Source organism: Leclercia sp. LTM14 (genome assembly GCF_023736175.1).
Lineage (GTDB): Bacteria > Pseudomonadota > Gammaproteobacteria > Enterobacterales > Enterobacteriaceae > Enterobacter > Enterobacter barmai.
In genome coordinates this window covers 783,803-809,659 of record NZ_JAIKTT010000001.1, presented here as the reverse complement: position 1 = coordinate 809,659, position 25,857 = coordinate 783,803, and the positions used below count along the sequence as shown (strand labels likewise).

23 protein-coding genes and 3 pseudogenes are annotated in these 25,857 nt (G+C 56.8%); 18 read left to right on the top strand and 8 right to left on the bottom strand.

The genetic code is table 11. From position 1 onward, the window contains the following. Positions 1–205: 205 nt before the first annotated feature. Positions 206–2,485 (top strand): NADP-dependent oxaloacetate-decarboxylating malate dehydrogenase, encoded by a 2,280-nt coding sequence (gene maeB / locus K5I40_RS03820; protein WP_039029670.1) that lies wholly within the window; start codon positions 206–208, stop codon positions 2,483–2,485. A 78-nt stretch (positions 2,486–2,563) separates the two neighbouring features. On the opposite strand, the gene hemF is transcribed toward maeB, so the two are convergent. Further along, positions 2,564–3,463: an oxygen-dependent coproporphyrinogen oxidase gene (hemF, locus tag K5I40_RS03815; RefSeq protein ID WP_223073671.1), complete on the bottom strand. Its 900-nt coding sequence runs from the start codon at positions 3,461–3,463 to the stop codon at positions 2,564–2,566. Then, a complete protein-coding gene (amiA, locus tag K5I40_RS03810) occupies positions 3,463–4,338 on the bottom strand; it encodes an N-acetylmuramoyl-L-alanine amidase AmiA (protein ID WP_223073672.1) in 876 nt (291 codons plus the stop codon). Before amiA ends, hemF begins: the two co-directional genes overlap by 1 nt. A 212-nt stretch (positions 4,339–4,550) precedes the next feature. Here amiA and K5I40_RS03805 point away from each other — a divergent pair, with 212 nt between their 5' ends. The 10 genes and pseudogenes from K5I40_RS03805 to pdxK all read left to right on the top strand — a co-directional run bounded on the left by K5I40_RS03805 (position 4,551) and on the right by pdxK (position 12,881). After that, positions 4,551–4,976: a GNAT family acetyltransferase gene (locus K5I40_RS03805; protein ID WP_032613000.1), complete on the top strand. Its 426-nt coding sequence runs from the start codon at positions 4,551–4,553 to the stop codon at positions 4,974–4,976. Next, positions 4,963–5,412, top strand: coding sequence for a DUF2919 domain-containing protein (locus K5I40_RS03800; RefSeq protein WP_223073673.1), 450 nt, complete (start codon positions 4,963–4,965; stop codon positions 5,410–5,412). The genes K5I40_RS03805 and K5I40_RS03800 overlap by 14 nt, the downstream gene beginning before the upstream one ends. A 62-nt stretch (positions 5,413–5,474) precedes the next feature. After that, on the top strand, positions 5,475–6,050 hold the full coding sequence (locus K5I40_RS03795; protein WP_223073674.1) for an RpoE-regulated lipoprotein: 576 nt from the start codon (positions 5,475–5,477) through the stop codon (positions 6,048–6,050). A 93-nt stretch (positions 6,051–6,143) separates the two neighbouring features. Then, positions 6,144–7,043 carry a Dyp-type peroxidase gene (locus K5I40_RS03790; RefSeq protein WP_223073675.1) on the top strand — a complete coding sequence of 300 codons (900 nt, stop codon included), beginning with the start codon at positions 6,144–6,146 and terminating at the stop codon, positions 7,041–7,043. Positions 7,044–7,205: 162 nt separating this feature from the next. Continuing rightward, on the top strand, positions 7,206–8,222 hold the full coding sequence (locus K5I40_RS03785; protein WP_223073676.1) for a sulfate ABC transporter substrate-binding protein: 1,017 nt from the start codon (positions 7,206–7,208) through the stop codon (positions 8,220–8,222). Beyond that, positions 8,222–9,054 (top strand): annotated as a pseudogene (gene cysT, locus K5I40_RS03780) (sulfate/thiosulfate ABC transporter permease CysT). Before K5I40_RS03785 ends, cysT begins: the two are co-directional and overlap by 1 nt. Further along, positions 9,054–9,929, top strand: coding sequence for a sulfate/thiosulfate ABC transporter permease CysW (cysW, locus tag K5I40_RS03775; RefSeq protein WP_039029662.1), 876 nt, complete (start codon positions 9,054–9,056; stop codon positions 9,927–9,929). Before cysT ends, cysW begins: the two are co-directional and overlap by 1 nt. Continuing rightward, a complete protein-coding gene (cysA, locus tag K5I40_RS03770; RefSeq protein ID WP_039029661.1) occupies positions 9,919–11,013 on the top strand; it encodes a sulfate/thiosulfate ABC transporter ATP-binding protein CysA in 1,095 nt (364 codons plus the stop codon). The genes cysW and cysA overlap by 11 nt, the downstream gene beginning before the upstream one ends. Before the next feature lie 114 nt (positions 11,014–11,127). Beyond that, positions 11,128–12,039 carry a cysteine synthase CysM gene (cysM, locus tag K5I40_RS03765; RefSeq protein ID WP_039029660.1) on the top strand — a complete coding sequence of 304 codons (912 nt, stop codon included), beginning with the start codon at positions 11,128–11,130 and terminating at the stop codon, positions 12,037–12,039. A gap of 5 nt (positions 12,040–12,044) precedes the next feature. After that, positions 12,045–12,881: a pyridoxine/pyridoxal/pyridoxamine kinase gene (gene pdxK / locus K5I40_RS03760; protein WP_138369794.1), complete on the top strand. Its 837-nt coding sequence runs from the start codon at positions 12,045–12,047 to the stop codon at positions 12,879–12,881. A gap of 48 nt (positions 12,882–12,929) precedes the next feature. Here the strand turns inward: pdxK and crr are convergent, their stop codons facing one another. The 5 genes and pseudogenes from crr to cysZ form a co-directional block, all read right to left on the bottom strand. After that, positions 12,930–13,433 (bottom strand): PTS glucose transporter subunit IIA, encoded by a 504-nt coding sequence (gene crr, locus K5I40_RS03755; protein WP_039029658.1) that lies wholly within the window; start codon positions 13,431–13,433, stop codon positions 12,930–12,932. Positions 13,434–13,476: 43 nt separating this feature from the next. Continuing rightward, positions 13,477–15,203 (bottom strand): annotated as a pseudogene (gene ptsI, locus K5I40_RS03750) (phosphoenolpyruvate-protein phosphotransferase PtsI). Between the two features lie 44 nt (positions 15,204–15,247). Then, the gene (gene ptsH, locus K5I40_RS03745; protein ID WP_000487600.1) at positions 15,248–15,505 is read right to left on the bottom strand and encodes a phosphocarrier protein Hpr; all 258 of its coding nucleotides are present in this window, start codon (positions 15,503–15,505) and stop codon (positions 15,248–15,250) included. Between the two features lie 378 nt (positions 15,506–15,883). Beyond that, positions 15,884–16,855, bottom strand: coding sequence for a cysteine synthase A (gene cysK / locus K5I40_RS03740; RefSeq protein ID WP_039029656.1), 972 nt, complete (start codon positions 16,853–16,855; stop codon positions 15,884–15,886). Positions 16,856–17,009: 154 nt separating this feature from the next. Beyond that, the gene (cysZ, locus tag K5I40_RS03735; protein ID WP_039029655.1) at positions 17,010–17,771 is read right to left on the bottom strand and encodes a sulfate transporter CysZ; all 762 of its coding nucleotides are present in this window, start codon (positions 17,769–17,771) and stop codon (positions 17,010–17,012) included. A 230-nt stretch (positions 17,772–18,001) separates the two neighbouring features. Between cysZ and zipA the strand changes: the two genes are divergently transcribed. The 3 genes from zipA to K5I40_RS03720 all read left to right on the top strand — a co-directional run bounded on the left by zipA (position 18,002) and on the right by K5I40_RS03720 (position 21,287). After that, a complete protein-coding gene (gene zipA, locus K5I40_RS03730; protein ID WP_139563333.1) occupies positions 18,002–18,985 on the top strand; it encodes a cell division protein ZipA in 984 nt (327 codons plus the stop codon). Between the two features lie 69 nt (positions 18,986–19,054). Next, positions 19,055–21,070, top strand: coding sequence for an NAD-dependent DNA ligase LigA (gene ligA, locus K5I40_RS03725; protein WP_223073677.1), 2,016 nt, complete (start codon positions 19,055–19,057; stop codon positions 21,068–21,070). 1 nt (position 21,071) lies between these two features. Next, positions 21,072–21,287: a DUF3820 family protein gene (locus K5I40_RS03720; RefSeq protein ID WP_039029652.1), complete on the top strand. Its 216-nt coding sequence runs from the start codon at positions 21,072–21,074 to the stop codon at positions 21,285–21,287. On the opposite strand, the gene K5I40_RS03715 is transcribed toward K5I40_RS03720, so the two are convergent. Beyond that, positions 21,284–22,282 (bottom strand): bile acid:sodium symporter family protein, encoded by a 999-nt coding sequence (locus tag K5I40_RS03715; RefSeq protein ID WP_039029651.1) that lies wholly within the window; start codon positions 22,280–22,282, stop codon positions 21,284–21,286. The genes K5I40_RS03720 and K5I40_RS03715 overlap by 4 nt on opposite strands. Before the next feature lie 89 nt (positions 22,283–22,371). Between K5I40_RS03715 and K5I40_RS03710 the strand changes: the two are divergent. The 4 genes and pseudogenes from K5I40_RS03710 to K5I40_RS03695 all read left to right on the top strand — a co-directional run bounded on the left by K5I40_RS03710 (position 22,372) and on the right by K5I40_RS03695 (position 25,827). Further along, positions 22,372–23,303, top strand: a pseudogene (locus K5I40_RS03710) (LysR family transcriptional regulator). Positions 23,304–23,462: 159 nt separating this feature from the next. Next, a complete protein-coding gene (xapA, locus tag K5I40_RS03705) occupies positions 23,463–24,296 on the top strand; it encodes a xanthosine phosphorylase (protein ID WP_223073678.1) in 834 nt (277 codons plus the stop codon). 49 nt (positions 24,297–24,345) lie between these two features. Then, positions 24,346–25,602, top strand: coding sequence for a nucleoside permease (locus K5I40_RS03700; RefSeq protein ID WP_223073679.1), 1,257 nt, complete (start codon positions 24,346–24,348; stop codon positions 25,600–25,602). A 57-nt stretch (positions 25,603–25,659) separates the two neighbouring features. After that, positions 25,660–25,827: a XapX domain-containing protein gene (locus K5I40_RS03695; protein WP_039029647.1), complete on the top strand. Its 168-nt coding sequence runs from the start codon at positions 25,660–25,662 to the stop codon at positions 25,825–25,827. Positions 25,828–25,857 lie beyond the last annotated feature (30 nt).

Below are 25,857 nucleotides of genomic sequence, written 5' to 3'. Positions count from 1 at the left end.
ATAGCAGACGAGCATGGTCTTGCTTCGTTGGGCAGGTAACATGATTGTTATAAATTGATAACAATTTTTGTTTCTGGATGGTCAGAGTTTGGCAGCCTTCAAAGTTTGAACGGCGGTCAACGGCGATACTGTCCGCCACGCCAGGGTGAACATCAGGACCATAACTACATCACCCTTTTTAACGATAAGTGAAAGGAACCCTACAATGGATGAGCAGTTGAAACAAAGTGCCCTCGATTTTCATGAATTCCCCGTACCAGGCAAAATTCAGGTTTCTCCGACCAAACCTCTCGCCACCCAGCGCGACCTGGCGCTGGCCTACTCGCCTGGCGTCGCCGCGCCCTGTCTCGAAATCGAAAAAGATCCGCTGGCGGCCTACAAATACACCGCCCGCGGCAACCTGGTGGCGGTGATCTCCAACGGTACGGCGGTACTGGGGCTGGGCAATATCGGGGCGCTGGCCGGTAAACCGGTAATGGAAGGGAAAGGCGTACTGTTCAAGAAATTCGCCGGTATCGACGTGTTTGATATTGAAGTGGACGAGCTCGACCCGGACAAATTCATCAACGTGGTGGCCGCGCTGGAGCCGACCTTTGGCGGCATCAACCTCGAAGACATCAAAGCGCCGGAATGTTTCTATATCGAGCAGAAGCTGCGTGAGCGCATGAACATTCCGGTGTTCCACGACGATCAGCACGGGACGGCCATCATCAGCACCGCCGCCATCCTCAACGGCCTGCGGGTGGTGGAGAAAAACCTCTCTGACGTGCGCATGGTGGTCTCCGGCGCAGGTGCGGCAGCCATCGCCTGTATGAACCTGCTGGTGGCGCTGGGCATGCAGAAGCACAACATCGTGGTCTGCGACTCCAAAGGGGTGATCTACAAGGGCCGCGAAGCCAATATGGCGGAGACCAAAGCCGCCTACGCCGTGGAAGACGACGGCAAGCGCAGCCTGGCAGAAGTGATGGACGGGGCGGATATCTTCCTCGGCTGCTCGGGCCCGAAAGTGCTCAGCGAAGAGATGGTGATGAAGATGGCGCGCGCGCCGTTAATCCTCGCCCTGGCCAACCCGGAGCCGGAGATCCTGCCGCCGCTGGCAAAAGCGGTGCGCCCGGATGCCATTATCTGTACCGGCCGCTCTGACTATCCGAACCAGGTGAACAACGTTCTCTGCTTCCCGTTCATCTTCCGCGGCGCGCTGGACGTCGGCGCCACCGCCATCAACGAAGAGATGAAGCTGGCTGCGGTTCACGCCATTGCCGAACTGGCCCACGCCGAGCAGAGCGAAGTGGTGGCCTCGGCCTATGGCGATCAGGATCTGAGCTTCGGCCCGGACTACATCATTCCTAAACCGTTCGATCCGCGCCTGATCGTGAAGATCGCTCCGGCGGTTGCGAAGGCGGCGATGGACTCCGGCGTGGCGACGCGCCCGATTCAGGACTTTGACGCCTACGTCGATAAACTCACCGAATTCGTCTACAAAACCAACCTGTTTATGAAGCCGATCTTCTCCCAGGCGCGCACGGACGCAAAACGCGTGGTGCTGGCGGAAGGGGAAGAGGCGCGCGTCCTGCACGCCACTCAGGAGCTGGTGAGCCTGGGGCTGGCGAAGCCGATCCTGATTGGCCGTCCGAGCGTGATCGAGATGCGTATCCAGAAGCTGGGGCTGCAGATCAAGCCGGGCGTGGACTTTGAGATCGTCAACAATGAGTCCGATCCGCGCTTTAAAGAGTACTGGAACGAGTACTACGCAATCATGAAGCGCCGGGGGATCACCCAGGAGCAGGCCCAGCGGGCGGTGATCAGCAACACTACGGTGATCGGGGCGATCATGGTTCACCGCGGCGAGGCTGACGCGCTGATCTGCGGCACCATTGGTGACTATCACGAGCACTTCAGCGTGGTACAGGAGATCTTCGGCTATCGCGAAAACGTGCATACCGCCGGGGCGATGAACGCGCTGCTGCTGCCAAGCGGCAACACCTTCATTGCCGACACCTACGTCAACGACGATCCAACCCCGGAACAGCTGGCGGAGATCACCGTGATGGCGGCGGAAACGGTGCGTCGCTTTGGTATCGAACCGAAAGTGGCCCTGTTGTCGCACTCCAACTTCGGCTCATCCAAATCGGCTGCCGCCTGCAAAATGCGCCAGACCCTGGAACTGGTACGCGAGCGCGCGCCGGAGCTGATGATCGACGGGGAAATGCACGGCGACGCCGCGCTGGTGGAGAGCATTCGCAACGAACGCATGCCGGACAGCCCGCTGAAAGGCTCAGCCAACGTGCTGATCATGCCGAATGTGGAAGCGGCGCGTATCAGCTACAACCTGCTGCGCGTCTCCAGTTCTGAAGGGGTGACCGTGGGGCCGGTGCTGATGGGCGTGGCGAAACCGGTGCATGTGTTAACCCCGATTGCCTCTGTGCGTCGTATTGTGAACATGGTGGCGCTGGCGGTGGTAGAGGCGCAGACGCAGCCGCTGTAAGCGCTGTTTGTCGGGTGGCGCTTTCGCTTACCCGACCTACGGGTTTAGTAGGCCGGGCAAGCGTAGCGCCGCCCGGCATTAAATCCAGTCCCGAACCTTAATAAACTCTTTCAGGGCAGCCTCGCGGCTGCCTTCTTTCGGTTCAAAGCTGTACTCCCAGCGCACCAGCGGCGGCATCGACATCAGAATCGACTCCGTGCGTCCGCCGGTCTGCAGGCCGAACAGCGTGCCGCGATCCCACACCAGATTAAACTCCACGTAACGCCCGCGGCGATAGAGCTGGAACTCGCGCTCGCGCACGCCGTAATCGTGGTTCTTGCGCCGTTCGACAATCGGCAGGTAGGCGTCGGTGTAGCCATTGCCGACCGCCTGCATAAAGCTGAAGGCGGTATCGAAGTCCGGGGTGTTCAGATCGTCAAAGAACAGGCCGCCAATGCCGCGCTGCTCGTCGCGGTGCTTGAGGTAAAAATAGTCATCGCACCACTTTTTGTACTTCGGGTAGACCTCTTCGCCAAAGGGCTGGCACAGGTCGTGGGCGGTCTGGTGCCAGTGCACCGCGTCCTCTTCAAACCCGTAGAAAGGCGTTAAGTCGAAGCCGCCGCCAAACCACCACACCGGGTCAGCACCCGGTTTTTCGGCGATAAAAAAGCGCACGTTAGCGTGGCTGGTGGGTACGAACGGGTTATGAGGATGGACTACCAGCGAGACGCCCATCGCCTCAAAGCTGCGGCCTGCCAGTTCCGGGCGGTGCGCGGTCGCAGAGGCGGGCATCGCGTCGCCGTGCACGTGGGAAAAGTTAACCCCGGCCTGCTCGAATACGCCGCCGTTGCGCAGTACGCGGCTGCGCCCGCCGCCGCCGGTTTCGCGCTGCCACTCATCCTGCTGGAATTCACCGCCATCGACGGCGCTCAGTTTCTGGCAAATGTCATCCTGCAGTTGCAGCAGGAAGGCTTTGACCAGATGTGCATTGGGTTTCATCAACGTTTCCTGGAGTGCGCTTTCTGGTTATCGAACCAGTTGAAGTAACTGATAATGCCGGAGGCAATCGCGTTGGCGATCTTCTGACGAAACGCCGTTGTGCCGAGCAGACGCTCTTCTTCCGGGTTGGTAATAAAGGAGGTTTCCACCAGCACGGACGGGATCGACGGCGATTTCAGGACCACAAACGCCGCCTGCTCGGTGCCTTTGCTGTGCAGACGGTGCACCGGCTTAATCTTCTTCAGAAGGTGCGACCCGAGCGTCAGGCTGTTTTTGATGGTATCGGTCTGGACCAGGTCAAACAGCACCTGCTGCAGGAGATGATCTTTGTCGGTGGTTTTCTTCCCGGCCACCTCATCCGCGCGGTTTTCCCGGTCGGAGAGGTATTTTGCCATGGCGCTACTGGCGCCACGGTTCGAGAGGGCAAACACCGATGCGCCGGCCGCCGAGGGGTTAGTAAAGCCGTCCGCGTGGATCGACATAAACAGATCCGCGCCGTGTTGGTGGGCGATCTCCACGCGGTCGTACAGCGGAATAAAGGTATCGCCGGAGCGCGTCAGGCGGGCGTCAATGCCGTTGCTGCGTAAAATCGACCGGACATTTTTTGCAATCGCCAGCACAACGTGTTTTTCTTTCGAACCGTTTTTGCCAATGGCGCCGGTATCAATGCCGCCGTGGCCCGGATCGAGCATCACCAGACGCTTCGCCCCGGCTTTTTTGGTTTTAGGCTTGCTGTGTCCGTTACTGGTTTTGAGCGTGCTCTCTTCTTTTGCCTGAGCCTGCTTTGCGATGCCTGTTAACGTTAAGGCCGCCAGCCCCGCTTTGAGAACCTGACGACGCGATGTGAGTGCTTTTAATGGTTTGAATGTGCTCATGCGGCCTGAATTGTAAAAATTGGGGTCCTGGTGTTATATCGTATCGTCTTTTCCGTTACGACAGTCCATGTGGCGAATTGTTTTACTTTTCATTTCAATACGTGACAAAGTGCCATTATGCCAAATTTTCAGGCGTTTTTCGCTGGATATTGGCGAAAGAGGGCGTTCGCGTCATAATCACTGTTTTTGAACCCAAAAAGGCGGTTAATACCATGGAGATACGCGTTTTTCGCCAGGCAGACTTCGAAGAGGTCATCACCCTTTGGGAGCGCTGCGAGCTACTGCGACCGTGGAACGATCCGGAGATGGACATCGAGCGCAAACTCAATCATGACGTCAGTCTGTTCCTGGTGGCGGAGGTCAACGGTGAAGTGGTGGGCACCGTGATGGGCGGCTACGACGGGCATCGCGGCTCGGCGTACTACCTGGGCGTGCACCCGGAATTTCGCGGACGCGGCATCGCTAACGCGCTGCTTAATCGTCTGGAAAAGAAACTGATCGCCCGCGGCTGTCCAAAAATTCAGATCATGGTGCGGGAAGATAATGACATGGTGCTGGGCATGTACGAGCGTCTTAACTATGAACATGCCGACGTACTGACGCTGGGCAAGCGCCTGATAGAAGATGAAGAGTATTGATTTCCACCCGGGCGACTACGACAGCCACGGCCGGGTCCGCCTGCCGTTTCTGTTCTGGTGCGTGCTGCTGCTTCAGGCCCGTACCTGGGTGCTGTTCGTGATGGCCGGGGCTTCCCGCGATCAGGGCAACACCCTGCTGAACCTGTTTTATCCCGATCACGATAACTTCTGGCTGGGGCTGCTGCCGGGGATCCCGGCGGTGCTGGCCTTTATGCTGAGCGGGCGGCGGCATCTCTGGCCGCGCCTGTGGCAGGCTCTTCGCGGGCTGCTGATCCTTGCCCAGTGCGTTCTGCTGTGCTGGCAGCCCCTGCTGTGGCTGAAAGGGGAAGCCCTGAGCGGCGTGGGGATTACACTGGTGGTGGCCGATATTGTGGCGCTGCTGTGGCTGCTGACCAACCCCCGTCTGCGCGCCTGTTTTACGCCTGAGAAAGATTAAACGGCACTTTTTAGCGATGCTGTACTCCAACAAGCGTTCAAATAACCAGAAAGGAACTCCCGATGAAATCGCTGCGTTTACTGTTATGCGCGCTCCCCGTTGTCCTGACGGGCTGTTCAACGCTCTCCGCCGTTAACTGGTCTGCGGCCTATCCCTGGAACTGGTTCGGCTCCTCCACCGACGTGACCGAGCAGGGCGTCGGAAATCTCACCGCCGCCACGCCGCTGGAACAGAGCGCCATCGAATCGGCACTGGGCGGTGATTACCGGCTGCGCAGCGGCATGAAAACACAGAACGGCAACATCGTGCACTATTTCGAAGCGCTGAAAGATGACCAGCTGGCGATGGTAATTAACGGTGACAAAAACACGGTGACGCGCATCGAAGTGCTGGACAGCGACGTTGAAACCGACAGCGGCGTGAAGGTCGGTACCCCGTTCAGCGACCTGTATCAGAAGGCCTACGGCAACTGCGCCAGCGCCCCGAACGAAGAGAGCGTGGCGGTGGAGTGTAAGGCGGAAGGCAGCCAGCACATCAGCTATCAGTTCAGCGGAACCTGGAACGGCCCGGAAGGGTTGATGCCTTCTGACGACGCGCTGAAAAACTGGAAAGTCAGCAAAATTATCTGGCAGCAGTAAATTGCGCCTGGACAAGCCGCCTCGTTAAAAAAGCGGGTATAATCGCCGCCAACAATGCCACGACTTCGTGGCATCTTTTTTTCAGGAGGAGCGATGTCTCAGGTTCAGAGTGGCATTTTGCCAGAACATTGCCGCGCGGCGATTTGGATCGAAGCCAATGTCAAAGGGGATACCGATGCCCTGCGTGCGGCCAGCAAAGTCTTTATTGATAACGTGGCCACCTTCCAGGCCAAATTCCCGGATGCGCACTGCGGCGCGGTGGTGGCGTTTGGCCACGACGTCTGGCGTCAGCTGAGCGGCGGGGAAGGGGCAGAAGAGCTGAAGGACTTTGTCCCTTACGGTAAAGGTCTGGCCCCGGCCACCCAGTACGACGTGCTGATCCATATTCTCTCTCTGCGTCACGATGTAAACTTCTCCATTGCCCAGGCCGCGATGGCTGCCTTTGGCGACTGCGTTGAGGTAAAAGAAGAGATCCACGGTTTCCGCTGGGTGGAAGAGCGCGATCTGAGCGGCTTCGTTGACGGCACCGAAAACCCGGTAGGGGATGAGACCCGCCGTGAAGTGGCGGTGATCAAAGAGGGCGTGGATGCGGGAGGCAGCTACGTGTTCGTTCAGCGCTGGGAGCACAACCTCAAGCAGCTTAACCGCATGAGCGTGCACGACCAGGAGATGATGATTGGCCGCACCAAAGAGGCCAACGAAGAGATCGACGGCGACGACCGCCCGGCGACCTCACACCTGAGCCGCGTGGATCTGAAAGAGGACGGCAAAGGACTGAAGATTGTCCGCCAGAGCCTGCCGTACGGCACCGCCAGCGGGACAAATGGCCTCTACTTCTGCGCCTACTGCGCACGCCTGTACAACATCGAACAGCAGCTGCTGAGCATGTTTGGCGACACCGACGGCAAGCGCGACGCAATGCTGCGCTTCACCAAACCGGTGACCGGCGGCTACTACTTTGCACCGTCCATCGAGCGTCTGCTGGCGTTATAAAAGCCCCCTCACCCTGACCCTCTCCCCTGTGGGGAGAGGGGATTAATGCTTATTCTCTTTTCTGCTTCCAAATCACTAAACGGTATATAAAACCGTTACTCCTTTAGTACTCGTTATAAATATGATGACCCTTAGAAAATCATCACATCTTAAGGGTGCGCAATGGCCGTTACTGTACTGAAAAAAGGATCTCTGGTGCTGGCAGCTTCCGTGTTGCTGGCCGCGCAGGCGCAGGCAACCGAGCTGTTGAACAGCTCTTATGACGTCTCGCGTGAGCTCTTTGCCGCCCTGAACCCGCCATTCGAACAGCAGTGGGCGAAAGACAATAACGGCGACAAACTGACGATCAAGCAGTCCCATGCCGGCTCGTCGAAGCAGGCGCTGGCCATTCTGCAGGGGCTGAAGGCCGATGTGGTCACCTATAATCAGATTACCGACGTGCAGATCCTGCACGACAAAGGCAAGCTGATCCCTGCCGACTGGCAGAGCCGTCTGCCGAACAACAGCTCGCCGTTCTACTCCACCATGGGCTTCCTGGTGCGTAAGGGGAACCCGAAGAACATTCACGACTGGAACGACCTCGTGCGTTCAGACGTGAAGCTGATTTTCCCGAACCCGAAAACCTCCGGCAACGCCCGTTACACCTATCTGGCCGCCTGGGGCGCCGCGGACAAAGCGGACGGCAACGATAAAGCCAAAACCGAACAGTTCATGACCCAGTTCCTGAAAAACGTCGAAGTGTTCGATACCGGCGGGCGCGGGGCGACCACCACCTTCGCGGAGCGCGGTCTGGGTGATGTGCTGATCAGCTTTGAATCGGAAGTGAACAACATCCGTAAGCAGTACGAAGCCCAGGGCTTTGAAGTGGTGATCCCGAAAACCAACGTGCTGGCGGAGTTCCCGGTGGCGTGGGTGGATAAAAACGTCGAAGCCAACGGCACAGAGAAGGCGGCGAAAGCCTATCTGAACTATCTCTACAGCCCGCAGGCCCAGACGGTGATCACCGATTATTACTATCGCGTGAACAACCCGGACGTGATGAACAAGCTGAAAGATAAATTCCCGCAGACCGACCTGTTCCGTGTGGAAGACCATTTTGGCGGCTGGCCTGAAGTGATGAAAACCCATTTCGTCAGCGGCGGTGAGTTAGACAAACTGTTGGCGGCGGGGCGTAAGTAATGTTTGCAGTTTCCTCCAGACGTGTGCTGCCGGGCTTTACCTTAAGCCTCGGGACCAGCCTGCTGTTCGTCTGTCTGATTTTGTTATTACCGCTCAGCGCGCTGGTGGTTCAGCTCTCTGAGATGAGCTGGTCCAGTACTGGGAGGTGATCAGCAACCCGCAGGTGGTGGCGGCCTATAAAGTGACGCTGCTGTCGGCGTTTGTCGCGTCCATCTTCAATGGCGTATTCGGCCTGCTGATGGCGTGGATCTTAACCCGCTACCGCTTCCCGGGCCGCACGCTGCTGGATGCGCTGATGGATTTACCCTTCGCGCTGCCGACGGCGGTGGCGGGCTTAACGCTCGCTTCGCTGTTCTCCGTTAACGGTTTTTACGGCGAGTGGCTGGCGAAGTTTGATATCAAAGTGACCTACACCTGGCTCGGCATTGCGGTGGCGATGGCCTTTACCAGCATCCCGTTTGTGGTGCGTACCGTGCAGCCGGTGCTGGAAGAGTTAGGTCCGGAATACGAAGAAGCGGCAGAGACCCTGGGCGCGACGCGCTGGCAGAGTTTCCGCAAAGTGGTTATGCCCGAGCTCTCTCCGGCCCTGCTGGCAGGCGTGGCGCTGTCATTCACCCGGAGCCTCGGTGAGTTCGGCGCGGTAATTTTTATCGCCGGTAACATCGCGTGGAAAACTGAAGTGACCTCGCTGATGATTTTTGTCCGTTTGCAGGAGTTTGATTACCCGGCGGCGAGCGCCATTGCCTCGGTGATCCTCGCAGCCTCGCTGCTGCTGCTGTTCTCGATTAACACTCTGCAAAGTCGCTTTGGTCGACGCGTGGTAGGTCACTAATGGCGGAAGTTACTCAATTGAAACGCTACGACGCCCCCCGCATTAACTGGGGAAAGTGGGTGCTGATCGGCACCGGCGTGCTGGTATCGGCCTTCATTCTGGTCGTGCCGATGGTCTACATCTTTGTCCAGGCGTTCAGCAAGGGGATTATGCCCGCGCTGCAAAACCTGGCCGATCCGGATATGCTGCATGCGATCTGGCTGACGGTCATGATTGCCCTTATTACCGTGCCGGTGAACCTGGTGTTTGGCATCCTGCTGGCCTGGCTGGTGACGCGCTTTGACTTCCCGGGCCGCCAGCTGCTGCTGACCCTGCTGGACATTCCGTTCGCGGTCTCGCCGGTGGTCGCCGGTCTGGTTTATCTGCTGTTCTACGGCTCCAATGGCCCGCTGGGCGGCTGGCTGGATGAACATAACCTGCAGATCATGTTCGCCTGGCCGGGCATGGTGCTGGTCACGGTCTTTGTCACCTGTCCGTTTGTAGTGCGTGAGCTGGTGCCGGTGATGTTAAGTCAGGGCAGCAACGAAGATGAAGCGGCGGTTCTGCTGGGCGCATCCGGCTGGCAGATGTTCCGCCGCGTCACCCTGCCAAACATCCGCTGGGCGCTGCTGTATGGCGTGGTATTGACCAACGCCCGCGCGATTGGCGAGTTTGGCGCGGTGTCGGTAGTGTCCGGCTCGATCCGCGGCGAAACCCTGTCGCTGCCGTTACAAATTGAATTGCTGGAGCAGGACTATAACACCGTCGGTTCCTTTACCGCCGCAGCCCTGCTGACGCTGATGGCTATTTTGACCCTGTTTTTAAAGAGTATGGTGCAGTGGCGTTTAGAGAATCAGGCCAAACGCCAGCATCAGGAGGGAAATCATGAGCATTGAGATTGCCAATATTAAGAAGTCCTTTGGTCGCACCCAGGTGCTGAACGATATCTCGCTGGATATCCCTTCCGGACAAATGGTGGCGCTGCTGGGGCCGTCTGGCTCCGGGAAAACCACGCTGCTGCGTATTATCGCTGGTCTGGAGCACCAGACCAGCGGGCACATACGTTTCCACGGCACCGACGTCAGCCGCCTGCACGCGCGCGATCGTAAGGTGGGATTCGTGTTCCAGCATTACGCCCTGTTCCGCCATATGACGGTGTTCGACAATATCGCCTTCGGCCTGACGGTGCTGCCGCGTCGTGAACGCCCGGACGCCGCGACCATCAAGGCGAAAGTCACCAAACTGCTGGAGATGGTACAGCTGGCTCACCTGGCAGATCGCTATCCGGCGCAGCTGTCCGGTGGCCAGAAACAGCGCGTGGCCCTGGCCCGTGCCCTGGCGGTTGAGCCGCAAATTCTGCTGCTTGATGAACCTTTTGGCGCGCTGGATGCGCAGGTGCGTAAAGAGCTGCGCCGCTGGCTGCGTCAGCTGCACGAAGAGCTGAAGTTCACCAGCGTCTTCGTCACCCACGATCAGGAAGAGGCGATGGAAGTGGCCGACCGGGTGGTGGTGATGAGCCAGGGGAATATCGAACAGGTCGATGAACCCGATCAACTGTGGCGCGAGCCGGCAACCCGCTTCGTGCTGGAGTTTATGGGCGAAGTGAACCGTCTGCACGGCAACATCCGCGGCGGTCAGTTCCACGTCGGCGCCCACCGCTGGCCGCTCGGCTATACGCCTGCGTATCAGGGGCCGGTGGATCTCTTCCTGCGCCCGTGGGAAGTGGACGTCAGCCGCCGCACCAGCCTCGACTCGCCGCTGCCGGTACAGGTGCTGGAAGCCAGCCCGAAAGGTCACTATACCCAGCTGGTGGTGCAGCCGCTCGGCTGGTACAGCGAACCGCTGACGGTGGTGATGCGCGACGAAGAGCCGCCATACCGCGGTGAACGCCTGTTTGTCGGTCTGCAACACGCGCGTATTTATCACGATAATGATCGCATCGAGACGCGGGGAGATCTTGCTCTGGCGGAATCTGCCTGATAGTTTATTGACCATGTTTATCGCCCGGTGGCGCTACGCTTACCGGGCCTACAAAAATACGGATGTAGGCCGGGTAAGCGAAGCGCCACCCGGCTTTTTTATTGAGTAAAAATCGTGAATACACTCGAACAAACCATCGGCAACACCCCCCTGATCAAACTGCAGCGCATGGGGCCGGACAACGGCAGCGAAATCTGGATCAAACTGGAAGGCAACAACCCGGCGGGTTCGGTCAAGGATCGGGCTGCGCTGTCGATGATTGTCCAGGCGGAAAAGCGCGGAGAAATCAAACCGGGCGATGTGCTGATCGAGGCGACCAGCGGGAATACCGGCATTGCGCTGGCGATGATTGCCGCGCTTAAAGGCTACCGCATGAAGCTGCTGATGCCGGACAACATGAGCCAGGAGCGCCGTGCCGCGATGCGCGCTTACGGTGCCGAGCTGATTCTGGTGACCAAAGAGCAGGGCATGGAAGGGGCGCGCGATTTAGCGCAAGCGATGGCTGAGCGCGGTGAAGGCAAGCTGCTCGATCAGTTCAATAATCCTGATAACCCCTACGCGCATTACACCACCACCGGGCCGGAGATCTGGCAGCAGACCGAAGGGCGCATCACCCATTTCGTCTCCAGCATGGGCACCACGGGCACCATCACCGGTGTCTCCCGTTTTCTGCGCGAGCAGGAAAAGGCGGTCACCATTGTCGGCCTGCAGCCGGAAGAGGGCAGCAGCATCCCGGGTATTCGCCGCTGGCCTGCGGAGTACATGCCGGGCATCTTTAATGCCCAGCTTGTGGACCAGGTGCTGGATATTCACCAGCGCGAGGCGGAAAATACCATGCGTGAACTGGCCGTGCGCGAAGGCGTTTTCTGCGGCGTCAGTTCTGGCGGCGCGGTAGCGGGTGCACTGCGGATTGCAGAGGCAGTGCCCGGCGCGGTAGTCGTGGCGATCATCTGCGATCGCGGCGATCGCTATTTATCTACCGGCGTCTTTGGTGAGGAGAGCTATGCGCAGGGCGCAGGGATCTAAACGCGATGGAGATGATTTTATTCCGGGATAAAACCCGGGCGCAGCAGAGCGATATTGTGGCGGTTCAGTCCCAGGTGGTGTACGGCAGCGTGGGTAACAGCATTGCGGTACCCAATATCCGCCAGCATCGTCTTAACGTGACGGCGGTCCCGACGGTGCTGTTCAGTAATACTCCGCACTACGACACCTTTTACGGCGGGGTGATCCCCGACGAATGGTTCAGCGGTTACCTGAAAGCGCTGGAAGAGCGTGACATTTTGCGCGAGCTGAAGGCGGTCACTACCGGCTATATGGGCAGCGCCAGCCAGATTATCCTGCTGGCAAACTGGCTGCGCGCGGTGAAGGTGCAGCATCCCGACCTGCTTATTCTGGTCGATCCGGTGATTGGCGACACCGACAGCGGAACCTACGTTAAACCCGAAATCCCGGAAGCCTACCGCCAGCATCTGCTGCCGCTGGCGCAGGGGATTACGCCGAACGTCTACGAGCTGGAAGTGCTCAGCGGAAAAACCTGTCGCGATAACGACAGCGCCATTGCCGCCGCAAAAGGGCTGCTTTCCGATACCCTGCAGTGGGTGGCGATCACCAGCGCCCCTGTAAGTGGCGATGCGGACGCTATTCATGTGGTGCTGGTTTCCCACGATAACGTGACGGTCAGCGCGCACCCACGTATCAAAGCCGATCTGAAAGGCACCGGCGATCTCTTCTGTTCTGAGCTGGTGAGTGCGCTGGTACAGCAGGAGAGCGTGGCGGCGGCGATAAGCCGGGCAGGGGACAGGGTGACGCAGGTCATGCAGTACACCCAGGAGAAGGGTTACGACGAGCTGGTTTTACCCGCGTAACAAACAAAAATGGCGCCCGAAGGCGCCATTTCTCTGTGCGGCTAAAAATTACTTTTTGATGCGGATAACCGGGGTTTCACCCACGGTAACGCTGCCGGACAGTTTGATCAGTTCTTTGATTTCGTCCATGTTGGAGATAACAACCGGAGTCAGGGTAGACTTGGCTTTCTCTTCCAGCAGTGGCAGATCGAATTCAATAACCGGGTCGCCAACTTTAACGCGCTGGCCTTCTTCAGCGATACGCTTGAAGCCTTCGCCTTTCAGCTCGACGGTGTCGATACCGAAGTGAACGAACAGCTCAATACCGCTATCAGATTCGATAGAGAATGCGTGGTTGGTTTCAAAGATCTTACCGATGGTACCATCTACCGGTGCAACCATTTTGTTACCGGTTGGTTTGATAGCAATGCCATCACCCACGATTTTCTCTGCAAACACGACATCCGGCACGTCTTCGATGTTGACGATTTCACCAGACAGCGGAGCAACAATCTCAATAGTTCCGGTGTCGTTGTTGCCTTTGTCACCGAACAGTTTACTAAATAACCCCATTAGCCATCTCTCCTAAGCAGTAAATTGGGCCGCATCTCGTGGATTAGCAGATTGTTTTTTCTTCAATGAACTTGTTAACCAGCGTCATTAACTCGTCCGTTGTCGGTTGAGCAAGAGCCTGCTCTGCTAATACCTTCGCATCTTCGAAGTTCGTGTTACGGATGATCTTCTTAATGCGCGGGATGGAAATGGCGCTCATAGAGAATTCGTCCAGACCCATACCCAGCAACAGAAGTGTAGCACGTTCGTCGCCTGCAAGCTCACCACACATACCAGTCCATTTGCCTTCCGCATGAGAAGCATCAATAACTTGCTTGATAAGCGTCAGGACGGACGGTGACATTGGCTGGTAAAGATGTGAAATCATATCATTACCACGGTCAACTGCCAGGGTGTACTGGGTTAAATCGTTGGTACCAATACTAAAGAAATCGACTTCTTTCGCTAATGACGGGCAATCGTTGCTGCGGCTGGGGTTTCCACCATCACGCCAACTTCGATGGATTCATCGAATGCTTTACCTTCGTCACGCAGTTCCTGTTTGTAGATCTCAATCTCTTTCTTCAGTGCGCGCACTTCTTCAACAGAGATGATCATCGGGAACATGATGCGCAGCTTACCGAAAGCGGACGCACGCAGGATAGCGCGGACCTGGTCGCGCAGGATCTCTTTACGATCCATCGCGATACGCACGGCACGCCAGCCCAGGAACGGGTTCTCTTCTTTCGGGAAGTTCATGTACGGCAGCTCTTTGTCGCCACCGATGTCCATGGTACGGACGATAACGGCCTGGGAGCCACAGGCTTCAGCAACCGCTTTATAGGCAGCGAACTGCTCTTCTTCGGTTGGCAGGGCGTCACGGTCCATGAACAGGAATTCAGTACGATAGAGACCAACACCTTCCGCGCCGTTGCGCTCAGCGCCATCGACGTCGCGAACGGTACCGATGTTTGCGCACACTTCAACCTGATGACCATCCAGGGTGATGGCTGGCAGATCTTTCAGCTTAGCCAGCTCCGCTTTTTCAGTCGCAACCTGCTCCTGAACCGCGCGCAGTTTTTCGATCTCTTCGTTAGTTGGGTTGACGTAAACCAGATTGTTTACGGCATCCAGAATCAGATAGTCGTCGTTTTTAACCTGAGCGGTGACGCTACCGGTACCCACGATGGCTGGCAGCTCCAGAGAACGCGCCATGATAGAGGTGTGGGAGGTACGGCCACCGGCATCAGTGATGAAACCCAGCACCTTGTTCAGGTTCAGCTGTGCGGTTTCTGACGGGGTCAGGTCAGCAGCAACCAGGATAACTTCATCCTGAATGGCGCTCAGATCGATGATGGCAAGGCCGAGGATGTTGCGCAGCAGGCGCTTACCGATATCACGCACGTCAGCCGCACGCTCTTTCAGGTATTCATCGTCCAGCTCTTCCAGGGCAGTTGCCTGACCTTCGATAACTTCATGCGCAGCGGCATCCGCCGTCATGCCTTTATCTTTAATCAGGGCTATGATTTCCTGCTCAAGCTCCTCATCTTCGAGCAACATGATGTGCCCTTCGAAGATGGCTTCTTTTTCTTCACCGAAAGTTTCGCCAGCTTTAGTTTTGATCGTTTCCAGCTGCGCAGATGCTTTTGCACGGCCGCTCAGAAAACGTTCAACTTCCTGATTTACCTTATCAGCAGAAATTTTTTTCCGGTCGATGACGATCTCGTCTTCTTTCAGCAGCAGTGCTTTGCCGAAAGCGATACCCGGGGATGCTAAAATGCCTGAAATCATAACCCTACCTTACTTGTGACTGATATTTAAAAGAACCCGGAAACTTACTCGAGCTCAGCCATCAGTTTTACCAGATGCTCAACTGCTTTCTGCTCGTCTTCGCCTTCAGCGGAGATGGTCACAACGGTGCCCTGAGTCAGACCCAGAGTCTGCAGTTTGAACAGGCTTTTTGCGCTCGCGCTTTTGCCGTTGGAAGTCACAGTGATCTCAGAAGTGAAGCCTTTTGCTTCTTTAACAAACTGAGCAGCAGGGCGGGTGTGCAGACCGTTCGGAGCGGTAATGGTAACTTCTTGCTGGAACATTGTATTTCCCCAACTTATTGGTTTAGTGTTGTGGAACTAAAGTCTAGCCTGGCGGCAGGACTTTAGCCTGTATTGTTAGCACCGGCTCAACGGCACGTGACACCAAAGTGTCAAACATATCCGGTGCTGGCATGTCAGGCTGCTGACGTCTCGCTCGACATTAAACATTATGCCGCGAAAGCAAGACTTGAACCAAATCATAAAATCGATTCAGCAGCGGGAATTCCTGCAACGATTAATTTCGTGCTTCAAAATAATTGTCAGCTTAAATACCAGAGCCAACGGGGTTGAGCAATGCCGGAAGAGATAAAAGTTTGAAGCAGGCCACAAAAAAGCACCCATATGGGTGCTTTTTTACGCGATATTTACATTCTGGCACTACTGTTGCAGTTCTTTCTCGGTAAAGAGATCGGCAAACAGTGCAGTACTTAAATAACGCTCACCCGACGATGGAAGAATAACCACGATATTCTTATTGGTAAAGGTTTCATCTTCGAGTAATTTCAGCGCGGCGGCGACGGCAGCACCGGAAGAGATACCTGCCAGAATGCCTTCTTCTTCCATCAGGCGACGTGCGGTAGAGATAGCTTCATCGTTAGTGATAGCCACCACTTTATCAATCAGTTTCAGATCCAGGTTGCCCGGAATAAAGCCCGCGCCGATACCCTGAATTTTATGCGGGCCTGGCTTCAGCTCTTCACCGGCCAGCGCCTGGGCAATTACCGGAGAATCGGTTGGTTCAACGGCAACGGTAATCAGATCCTTTTTACCTTTTGTGCCTTTAATATAGCGGCTAACGCCAGTCAGCGTACCGCCGGTACCCACACCTGAAATAAAGACATCAACCTGACCGTCGGTATCTTCCCAGATTTCCGGACCGGTGGTTTTCTCATGAATTTCCGGGTTAGCCGGGTTGCTGAACTGCTGGAGCAGCAGATATTTTGCCGGATCGCTGGCAACAATTTCTTCGGCTTTCTGAATAGCGCCTTTCATACCTTTAGCGCCTTCGGTTAAGACCAGATTTGCGCCCAGAGCTTTCAGCAGCTTGCGACGTTCAATACTCATGGTCTCAGGCATGGTCAGCGTCAGCTTATAACCGCGCGCTGCGGCAACATAGGCCAGCGCGATCCCGGTGTTACCGCTGGTTGGCTCAACCAGCTCGACGCCAGGCTTCAACACGCCACGCTTTTCCGCATCCCAAATCATATTGGCACCGATACGGCATTTTACGCTGAAGCTTGGGTTACGAGATTCCACCTTAGCCAGAATGCGTCCATTACCGATACGGTTCAGTCGAACCAGGGGCGTGTGACCGATAGTCAGCGAGTTGTCTTCAAAAATCTTACTCATGGCCTGTCCTTAACTGTTTGAAATTGGGATACCGACCCAGCATACCTGTTGCAAAAGTATGGGGAAGTAAGGAATTCGCATATCTATATGCTGCAAGGAAATAATGGGGATCAGTATGGAATAAGGGATGGCATAAGCCACCCCTTTTTTTAACTTATTTCCACAACGCGTGTTTGTCTCGATAACAGTCGACCCACATCGCCGTCGCGCCGCAGACCGCCACCGGCATGATGAAAAGATTCAGGAACGGAATCATGGTGAACAGGCTGGTCAGCGCGCCAAACTGCATATTGGCCACCTTACGGCTGCGCAAGGCAGTGCGCATCTCTTTAAACGGTACCTTATGGTTATCGAACGGGTAGTCGCAATACTGAATGGCCAGCATCCAGGCGCTGAACAGGAACCACAGCACGGGCGCAACGGTCTGGCCGATCCCCGGTATAAAGTAGAGAAGCAGCAGCACGATGGCGCGCGGCAGATACCACGCCAGCTTCTGCCACTCGCGCTTCATGATGCGCGGCAGATCTTTCATGATACCCAGCACGCCGGTGTCAGGCGGCGTGGCGCCCGTCAGCCGGGCCTCAAGCTGTTCGGCCAGCAGACCGTTAAAGGGGGCCGCAATCCAGTTGGCAATGGTCGAGAAGAAATAGCCAAACACCAGCAGAACCGAAATGATGACGATTGGCCACAGCAGATAGCTCAGCCACTGCAGCCAGTCGGGAACATGGCTCATCAGCGCCGGGATCCAGGTGTCGAGGCGGGTAAACAGCCACCAGAAGGCGCCACCCATCAGCAGAATGTTGATCAGCAGAGGCAGGATTACAAAACGTCTGATGCCGGGCAATGAAACCAGTTTCCAGCCCTGGGAAAAGTACCAGACGCCGCTGCGTGGAGGGGAAGATGTCGATGAAACCATAACCAGGTTGAGCTCCTTTTATCACAACCAGTGAAATTGCCTGCCTATATTAGCCAGTTGCGGCACGTTGACCAGTTCAGAAATGTTCGAAAAAACAGCAAAAAGCACGATTTAGTTCATCTTTATGCTGCGAATGCTCTGCACGCACTTGCACTTGACGTAATCGGCAAATACTCTTAGTGAGTAAATGTTTGCCGTGGTGGCAAGGTGTTAGAACAACAGAGAATATAATGATGCAGGATTTGCGTCTGATATTAATCATTGTTGGCGCGATCGCCATAATCGCTTTACTGGTACATGGTTTCTGGACCAGCCGTAAAGAGCGCTCTTCTATGTTTCGCGATCGCCCACTGAAGCGCATGAAGTCTAACCGTGACGACGATAGCGATGACGATATCGACGAGACGGAAGACGAGGGTGTGGGTGAAGTACGCGTTCATCGGGCTAATACTGCGCCCGGCGCAGGCCATGGGGAGCATGAAGCGCCTCGTCAGCCTCCGCAGCATCAGTACCAGCCGCCTTACGCATCTGCTCAGCCACGTCCGGCTGCGCCGCAGCCTGTGGCCGAACCGGTACACCAGCCGCAGCAGCAACCGCAGCAGCATGAACCTGTGCGTCAGCAGCCGGTGCAACAGCCGCAGTATGCCGCTCAGCCTGAACCTCAGCCGCAGCCTCAACCCGTCGTGCAGCAGGCTCCACAGCCGGTAGCTCCTGCGCCGCAACCCGCCCCAGCGCCTGTCGCAGAGCCAGAGCCGGTTGTCGAAGCTGCGCCAGTGGTTGAAAAACCGCAGCGTAAAGAGACGGTGATTGTCATGAGCGTGGCGGCCCACCAGGGCACGACCATTAACGGTGAAGTGCTGCTCAACAGCATTCATCAGGCTGGCTTTAAATTTGGCGACATGAATATTTTCCATCGCCATCTCAGCCCTGATGGCAGCGGTCCTTCGCTGTTCAGCCTGGCGAACATGGTTAATCCGGGAACCTTTGATCCTGAGATGACCGGTGATTTCACCACGCCGGGTATTACGATCTTTATGCAGGTGCCGTCTTATGGCGATGAACTGCAAAACTTTAAGCTGATGCTGCAGTCTGCCCAGCACATCGCCGATGAAGTCGGCGGTATGGTGCTCGACGATCAGCGTCGAATGATGACGCCGCAGAAACTGCGCGAATATCAGGACCGCATCCGCGAAGTTAAAGAAGCTAACGCGTAAACGTCCGCGTTTTGTTTCACACCTCCTCAACCCCCGCATGTCGGGGGTTTTTCTCATTAATGGTGCGACATGGACTCAATCGAACAACAACTTACCGAACTGCGAACCACGCTTCGCCACCATGAATATCTTTATCATGTGATGGATGCGCCAGAAGTGCCGGACGCGGAGTATGACCGTCTGATGCGTGAGCTGCGTGAGCTTGAAGCGCAGCACCCGGAGCTAATCACGCCGGACTCGCCTACCCAGCGCGTCGGGGCGGCACCGCTGGCCTTTTTCAGCCAGGTACGTCACGAAGTGCCGATGCTGTCGCTGGATAACGTCTTCGACGAAGAGAGCTTCCTCGCCTTCAACAAACGCGTGCAGGATCGCCTGAAGCAGACCGATGCCCTGAGCTGGTGCTGCGAACTGAAGCTGGATGGCCTGGCCGTCAGCATTCTGTACGAAAACGGGGTGATGATCCGCGCGGCTACCCGCGGCGACGGCACCACCGGCGAGGACATTACCGCCAACGTGCGCACCATCCGCGCTATTCCGCTCAAGTTACATGGCGAGAACATTCCGGCCCGTCTCGAAGTGCGCGGCGAAGTGTTCCTCCCACAGGCGGGCTTTGAAAAAATCAACGAAGAGGCGCGCCGCACCGGGGGCAAAATCTTCGCTAACCCCCGCAACGCCGCCGCAGGCTCGCTACGCCAGCTGGATCCGCGCATCACCGCGAAGCGACCGCTCACTTTCTTTTGCTACGGCGTCGGCATCCTGGAGGGGGGCGAGCTGCCTGATACCCACCTGGGCCGCCTGCTGCAGTTTAAGGCCTGGGGCCTGCCGGTCAGTAACCGCGTTCAGCTGTGCGACTCGCCGGAAGCGGTGCTGGCGTTTTACCGTCAGGTCGAAGCCGATCGCCCGACGCTGGGTTTTGATATCGACGGCGTGGTCATCAAAGTGAACTCCCTCGCGCTGCAGGAGCAGTTAGGCTTTGTCGCCCGCGCGCCGCGCTGGGCGGTAGCCTTTAAGTTCCCGGCGCAGGAGCAGATGACCTTCGTGCGCGATGTGGAGTTTCAGGTGGGCCGTACCGGGGCGATAACGCCGGTCGCGCGTCTGGAGCCCGTTCAGGTGGCCGGGGTGCTGGTCAGCAATGCGACCCTGCATAACGCTGACGAAATCGACCGTCTGGGGCTGCGTATCGGCGATAAAGTGGTGATCCGCCGCGCCGGGGACGTGATCCCGCAGGTGGTGAACGTGGTGGAGTCAGAACGCCCTGACGATACGCGCGCCGTAGAGTTCCCGACCCACTGTCCGGTGTGTGGTTCCGACGTTGAGCGCGTCGAAGGCGAAGCCGTTGCCCGCTGTACCGGCGGATTAGTCTGCGGTGCCCAGCGCAAAGAGTCGCTGAAACACTTCGTCTCCCGCCGGGCGATGGACGTTGACGGCATGGGCGACAAAATCATCGATCAGCTGGTGGAGAAAGAGTACGTCCATACGCCTGCCGACCTGTTCCGCCTGACGCCGGGCAAGCTGACCGGCCTGGATCGCATGGGGCCGAAGTCCGCACAGAACGTGGCCGACGCGCTGGAAAAAGCCAAAGAGACCACCTTTGCCCGTTTCCTCTATGCGTTAGGTATTCGCGAAGTGGGCGAGGCAACCGCTGCCGGGCTGGCCGGGTATTTCGGTACGCTTGAGGCGCTTGAGAAGGCCTCCATCGACGAGCTGCAAAAGGTGCCGGACGTCGGCATCGTGGTTGCGACCCACGTCTTTAACTTCTTCTCGGAAGAGAGCAACCGCGAGGTTATCGGCCAGCTGCTGAACGAAGGTATTCGCTGGCCTGCGCCGCAGGTTATCAACGCCGAAGAGATCGACAGCCCGTTTGCCGGTAAAACCGTGGTGCTGACCGGCAGCCTGAGCCAGCTTTCCCGCGATGATGCTAAAGCGCGGATGGTCGCGCTGGGGGCCAAAGTGGCAGGCAGCGTGTCGAAGAAAACCGACCTGGTGATTGCCGGTGAAGCGGCGGGATCCAAGCTGGCCAAAGCGCAGGAGCTGGGGATTGACGTGATTGACGAAGCCGAAATGCTGCGTCTGTTAGGAGAGTAACGTGGATAAAGCGCAGCTTATCGAGATAGCCAACACCGAAATGCCGTTCGGCAAGTACAAAGGCCGACGGCTGATTGATGTGCCGGAAGAGTATTTGCTGTGGTTTGCCCGTAAGGATCAATTTCCTGCCGGGCATCTTGGCGAGCTGATGGCGCTAACGTTACTGATTAAAACCGAAGGGCTGACCCAGCTGGTTCAGCCCCTGAGACGTCCTTAAACTTTTGCCGTGCGGGCCTGCTCCCGGGCCTGCAACTCCTCGGTCTGGCGTTTGTAGCGACGTGCCAGCACCGCGCAAATCATCAGCTGCAGCTGGTGGAAGATCATCAGCGGCAGCACCATCATCCCGATCACCGAGGTCGGGAACAGAATGTTGGCCATCGGGATACCGTTTGCCAGGCTCTTTTTCGAACCGCAGAAGACAATGGTGATTTCATCGGCTTTGTTAAAGCCAAAGCGGCGGGCGGCAAAGACGTTGATGGCAATGATAATCCCCAGCAGTACCAGGCTGACCACCACAATAAACAGCAGCGAACCAACCCCCACCTTATTCCAGATACCATTCACCACGGCTTCGCTGAACGCGGAATAGACCACCAGCAGAATCGATGACTGATCGGTTTTGGCAATCCACTTCTTATGCTTCGCCACAAAGGCCCCGGTCCACGGACGGGAAAGATGACCCAGCACAAACGGCAGCAGCAGCTGGAGCATGATTTTGCCCACCTGATCCAGGCTTCCTTCCGCGCCGTGCATATTCATCACCAGCCCAACCAGCAGCGGCGACAGGAAAATCCCCAACAGGCTGGAGGCTGACGCCGAGCAGACGGCGGCCGCCACGTTGCCCCCCGCCATGGAGGTAAAGGCGATCGCCGACTGCACCGTCGCCGGCAATATGCAGAGGTACAGGAAGCCGGTATAGATCGCCGGATCGACGTTAACCGGCGCCCACCAGGCAAACAGCACGCCTAACACGGGGAAGACAACAAAGGTGCTGCACATCACCCACAGATGCAGTCGCCAGTGGCTCCCCCCCGCGATAATCGCCTCGCGGGAGAGTTTTGCCCCATGCATAAAAAACAGCAGCGCGATGGCGGCGGTAGTCAAACCTTCAAAAAAGGGGACAAAGCCACCCTGGGCAGGGAAGAAGGAGGCGAGCAGTACCACGACGATAAGGGTGATAGTGAATGGATCGAGAATGCGGAAAAGTTTCATAAACGCTCCTGAAAACAGATAGCGCTATTGTGCTTTTATCTGTTTGAGAAATAAAATTGATTTATTGCATCAATTCATGAGTAAAACAGATGAATTACTCTCTGCGGCAACTTCGTGTATTTGTCACCGTCGCGCAGGCGAAGAGTTTCAGCCGCGCGGGAGAGATGATTGGCCTGAGCCAGTCGGCGGTGAGCCACAGCGTGAAAGAGCTGGAGTTGCAGGCCGGCGTGCGGCTACTCGATCGTACTACGCGGGAAGTGGTGCTGACGGAGGCGGGCCAGCAGCTGGCCGCGCGTCTCGAAAGACTGCTGGATGAGCTGAGCAGCACGCTACGGGATGCGGGCCGGGTAGGGCAGCAGCTCTCCGGCACCGTGCGGGTGGCCGCCAGCCAGACCATTTCAGCGCATCTCATCCCCCACTGTATTGCCCGGAGCAATCACCTCTACCCGGATATCAAATTTGTTCTCCACGACCGCCCCCAGCAGTGGGTACTGGAGAGCATTCGCCAGGGGGAGGTGGATTTTGGCATCGTTATCGATCCCGGTGCGGCAACCGATCTTGAGTGTGAGACGGTGCTGTCGGAGCCTTTCCTGCTGCTGTGCCGCGACGATCACCCCTTCGCCGGGCGAGAATCGGTGGGCTGGCAGGAGCTTCATGCCCAGCGGCTGGTCTTACAGGATTACGCCTCCGGGAGCCGACCGCTGATTGACGCCGCGCTGGCGGGTTTTGCGGTTGAGGCGGATATTGTGCAGGAGATCGGCCATCCGGCGACCTTGTTTCCGATGGTCGAGGCGGGGATTGGCATCAGCGTATTACCCGCCCTGGCGCTGCCCCTGCCGCAGGGAAGCCATTTGCAGGTAAAACGCCTCACCCCGGTGGTGGAGCGACAGTTGATGCTGGTGCGACGTAAAATCGTTCGCTCTCCACCGCAGCTCAGGCGCTGTGGGACGTGGTGCGGATGCAGGCCTGTGAACTCACCGCCGGGCGCGTGCAAAACCCGCTGTATCAGATCTCTTCGTAATACTTCTTCTTCGCCAGCCTCCCGGCTGGCGATGCTGAATTCTCTTTTGAATCAATACAGAACCTGTATCGATCGACACGGAAAAGTGTATTGGTAAAGGGCCCCTCCCTCTCGCTATAAAAAGGCGGTACCCACATTTACTCATAATAAGGACTTCCCATGAGCCACTCTCATTTCTCGCCAAATCCCGGCTATAGCGCAGACATTATTCGCGGTTACAAACCCGGCTTTACGCCACGTGTGGCATTGATCCTCGGCTCGGGTTTAGGTGCCCTGGCAGAGCAAATTGAAGGCGCAGTGGCCATCTCTTACGAGAAGCTGCCCGGGTTCCCGGTAAGTACGGTCCACGGGCATGCCGGCGAGCTGGTGCTCGGTCATCTGGCAGGTGTTCCGGTGGCGTGCATGAAAGGGCGCGGACATTTCTATGAAGGGCGTGGGATGAGCGTGATGACCGATGCGATCCGCACGCTCAAACTGCTGGGCTGCGAGATGCTGTTTTGCACCAATGCCGCAGGCTCGTTGCGCCCCAACGTGGGCCCAGGCAGCCTGGTGGCGTTAAGCGATCACATCAACACTATGCCAGGAACGCCGATGGTGGGTCTGAACGACGATCGTTATGGCGAGCGTTTCTTCTCCCTGGCGAATGCCTATGACGCCGATTATCGCGCGCTGCTCCAGGCGGTGGCCGCTGAAGAGGGCTTCCCGCTTACCGAAGGGGTGTTTGTCTCGTATCCGGGACCAAACTTCGAAACGGCGGCAGAGATCCGCATGATGCAGATCCTTGGCGGGGATGTGGTAGGAATGTCCGTGGTGCCGGAGGTGATTGCCGCTCGCCATTGCGGGCTTAAGGTGGTTGCCGTGTCGGCCATTACCAACCTGGCGGAAGGGCTGGGCGACATTAAGCTTTCCCATGCGCAAACCCTGGCCGCCGCTGAACTCTCCCGGCAAAACTTTATCAACCTGATTTGCGGCTTCTTACGCAAATTGGCCTGATACCCATGCCCCTGAAAAGGGGCTTAGCCTCTGCGGCAAGGAATAAAAAATGGGTATAACCTCTCGACTGAAGATCATGTCGTTTTTGCAGTATTTCATCTGGGGAAGCTGGCTTGTCACCCTGGGGTCATACATGATTAACACCCTCCATTTTAGCGGTGCCAACGTCGGCATGGTATACAGCTCCAAAGGGCTGGCGGCGATTATCATGCCCGGCATTATGGGAATTATTGCCGACAAATGGCTGCGTGCCGAACGGGCCTACATGCTGTGTCATCTGGTCTGCGCCGGAATGCTGCTGTATGCGACGACCGTGACCGATCCGGACACTATGTTCTGGGTGATGCTGATTAACGCCATGGCCTATATGCCGACCATTGCGCTCTCGAACAGCATCTCCTATTCGTGTCTTGCCCAGGCAGGAAAGGATCCTGTTACGGCCTTTCCGCCTGTGCGGGTGTTTGGCACGTTAGGGTTTATTCTCGCCATGTGGACGGTGAGTCTGATGGGCCTCGAGCTGAGCAGCACGCAGCTGTTTATCGCCGCGGGTGCCTCATTGCTGCTGTCTTCCTACGCGCTGACGCTACCGAAGATCCCGGTTGCTGAAAAGAGAGTGGCGACCACGCTCATCAGCAAGCTCGGTCTGGATGCTTTCGTGCTGTTTAAAAATCCGCGGATGGCCATCTTCTTTCTGTTCGCGATGATGCTTGGCGCGGTGCTGCAAATCACCAATGTCTTTGGCAACCCGTTTCTCCACGATTTTGCCCGCGACCCGGCGTTTGCTGAGAGCTTTGTCGTTAAGTATCCCTCCATTTTGCTCTCCGTTTCGCAGATGGCAGAGGTGGGCTTCATCCTGACCATCCCGTTCTTCCTGAAGCGTTATGGCATCAAAACCGTGATGCTGATGAGCATGCTAGCCTGGACCTTACGCTTTGGTTTCTTTGCCTTTGGCGATCCGTCTCCAACAGGCGTGGTTCTGCTGCTGATGTCGATGATTGTGTATGGCTGCGCGTTCGATTTCTTCAATATTTCGGGCTCGGTATTCGTCGAACAGGAGGTGAGCTCCACCATTCGCGCCAGCGCGCAAGGGCTGTTTATGACCATGGTGAATGGCGTCGGCGCCTGGGTCGGCTCCATTTTGAGCGGAATGGCGGTGGATTACTTCTCGGTGGAGGGCGTTAAAGACTGGCAAACCATCTGGTTGCTGTTTGCGGCCTATACCCTGGCGCTGGCAGCGATCTTTGCGGTGTGCTTCAAATATCAGCATAAGCCTGAAGCGTTAGCGGCTCAGTCTTTGACCCACTAGGGCATTTTTACTGGCGAGGGGATGCTCGCCAGTCCATTTAATCAGCAGGGACAGTGTATGAAAGACATTCTTTTCTCATCGGGCATTGGTTTCGGTATCGGGGCGTTATTCACCTTATGCCGGTTACCTATTCCGGCGCCCAATGTTTTACCCGGCGTGCTTTCTATCGTATTTATGTACCTTGGTTACATTGCGGTTCAATTCATTTTTCGCCAGGCGGTGTGATAAATTCGTTCCGTTACTCTCTTTTCTGTA

What these genes read in the sequence shown, in the direction of transcription:
- maeB (WP_039029670.1), top strand. Translation starts at nt 206, where the DNA reads ATGGATGAGCAGTTGAAACAAAGTGCCCTCGATTTTCATGAATTCCCC.
- hemF (WP_223073671.1), bottom strand. Translation starts at nt 3,463, where the DNA reads ATGAAACCCAATGCACATCTGGTCAAAGCCTTCCTGCTGCAACTGCAG.
- amiA (WP_223073672.1), bottom strand. Translation starts at nt 4,338, where the DNA reads ATGAGCACATTCAAACCATTAAAAGCACTCACATCGCGTCGTCAGGTT.
- K5I40_RS03805 (WP_032613000.1), top strand. Translation starts at nt 4,551, where the DNA reads ATGGAGATACGCGTTTTTCGCCAGGCAGACTTCGAAGAGGTCATCACC.
- K5I40_RS03800 (WP_223073673.1), top strand. Translation starts at nt 4,963, where the DNA reads ATGAAGAGTATTGATTTCCACCCGGGCGACTACGACAGCCACGGCCGG.
- K5I40_RS03795 (WP_223073674.1), top strand. Translation starts at nt 5,475, where the DNA reads ATGAAATCGCTGCGTTTACTGTTATGCGCGCTCCCCGTTGTCCTGACG.
- K5I40_RS03790 (WP_223073675.1), top strand. Translation starts at nt 6,144, where the DNA reads ATGTCTCAGGTTCAGAGTGGCATTTTGCCAGAACATTGCCGCGCGGCG.
- K5I40_RS03785 (WP_223073676.1), top strand. Translation starts at nt 7,206, where the DNA reads ATGGCCGTTACTGTACTGAAAAAAGGATCTCTGGTGCTGGCAGCTTCC.
- cysW (WP_039029662.1), top strand. Translation starts at nt 9,054, where the DNA reads ATGGCGGAAGTTACTCAATTGAAACGCTACGACGCCCCCCGCATTAAC.
- cysA (WP_039029661.1), top strand. Translation starts at nt 9,919, where the DNA reads ATGAGCATTGAGATTGCCAATATTAAGAAGTCCTTTGGTCGCACCCAG.
- pdxK (WP_138369794.1), top strand. Translation starts at nt 12,045, where the DNA reads ATGGAGATGATTTTATTCCGGGATAAAACCCGGGCGCAGCAGAGCGAT.
- crr (WP_039029658.1), bottom strand. Translation starts at nt 13,433, where the DNA reads ATGGGGTTATTTAGTAAACTGTTCGGTGACAAAGGCAACAACGACACC.
- ptsH (WP_000487600.1), bottom strand. Translation starts at nt 15,505, where the DNA reads ATGTTCCAGCAAGAAGTTACCATTACCGCTCCGAACGGTCTGCACACC.
- cysK (WP_039029656.1), bottom strand. Translation starts at nt 16,855, where the DNA reads ATGAGTAAGATTTTTGAAGACAACTCGCTGACTATCGGTCACACGCCC.
- cysZ (WP_039029655.1), bottom strand. Translation starts at nt 17,771, where the DNA reads ATGGTTTCATCGACATCTTCCCCTCCACGCAGCGGCGTCTGGTACTTT.
- zipA (WP_139563333.1), top strand. Translation starts at nt 18,002, where the DNA reads ATGATGCAGGATTTGCGTCTGATATTAATCATTGTTGGCGCGATCGCC.
- ligA (WP_223073677.1), top strand. Translation starts at nt 19,055, where the DNA reads ATGGACTCAATCGAACAACAACTTACCGAACTGCGAACCACGCTTCGC.
- K5I40_RS03715 (WP_039029651.1), bottom strand. Translation starts at nt 22,282, where the DNA reads ATGAAACTTTTCCGCATTCTCGATCCATTCACTATCACCCTTATCGTC.
- xapA (WP_223073678.1), top strand. Translation starts at nt 23,463, where the DNA reads ATGAGCCACTCTCATTTCTCGCCAAATCCCGGCTATAGCGCAGACATT.
- K5I40_RS03700 (WP_223073679.1), top strand. Translation starts at nt 24,346, where the DNA reads ATGGGTATAACCTCTCGACTGAAGATCATGTCGTTTTTGCAGTATTTC.
- K5I40_RS03695 (WP_039029647.1), top strand. Translation starts at nt 25,660, where the DNA reads ATGAAAGACATTCTTTTCTCATCGGGCATTGGTTTCGGTATCGGGGCG.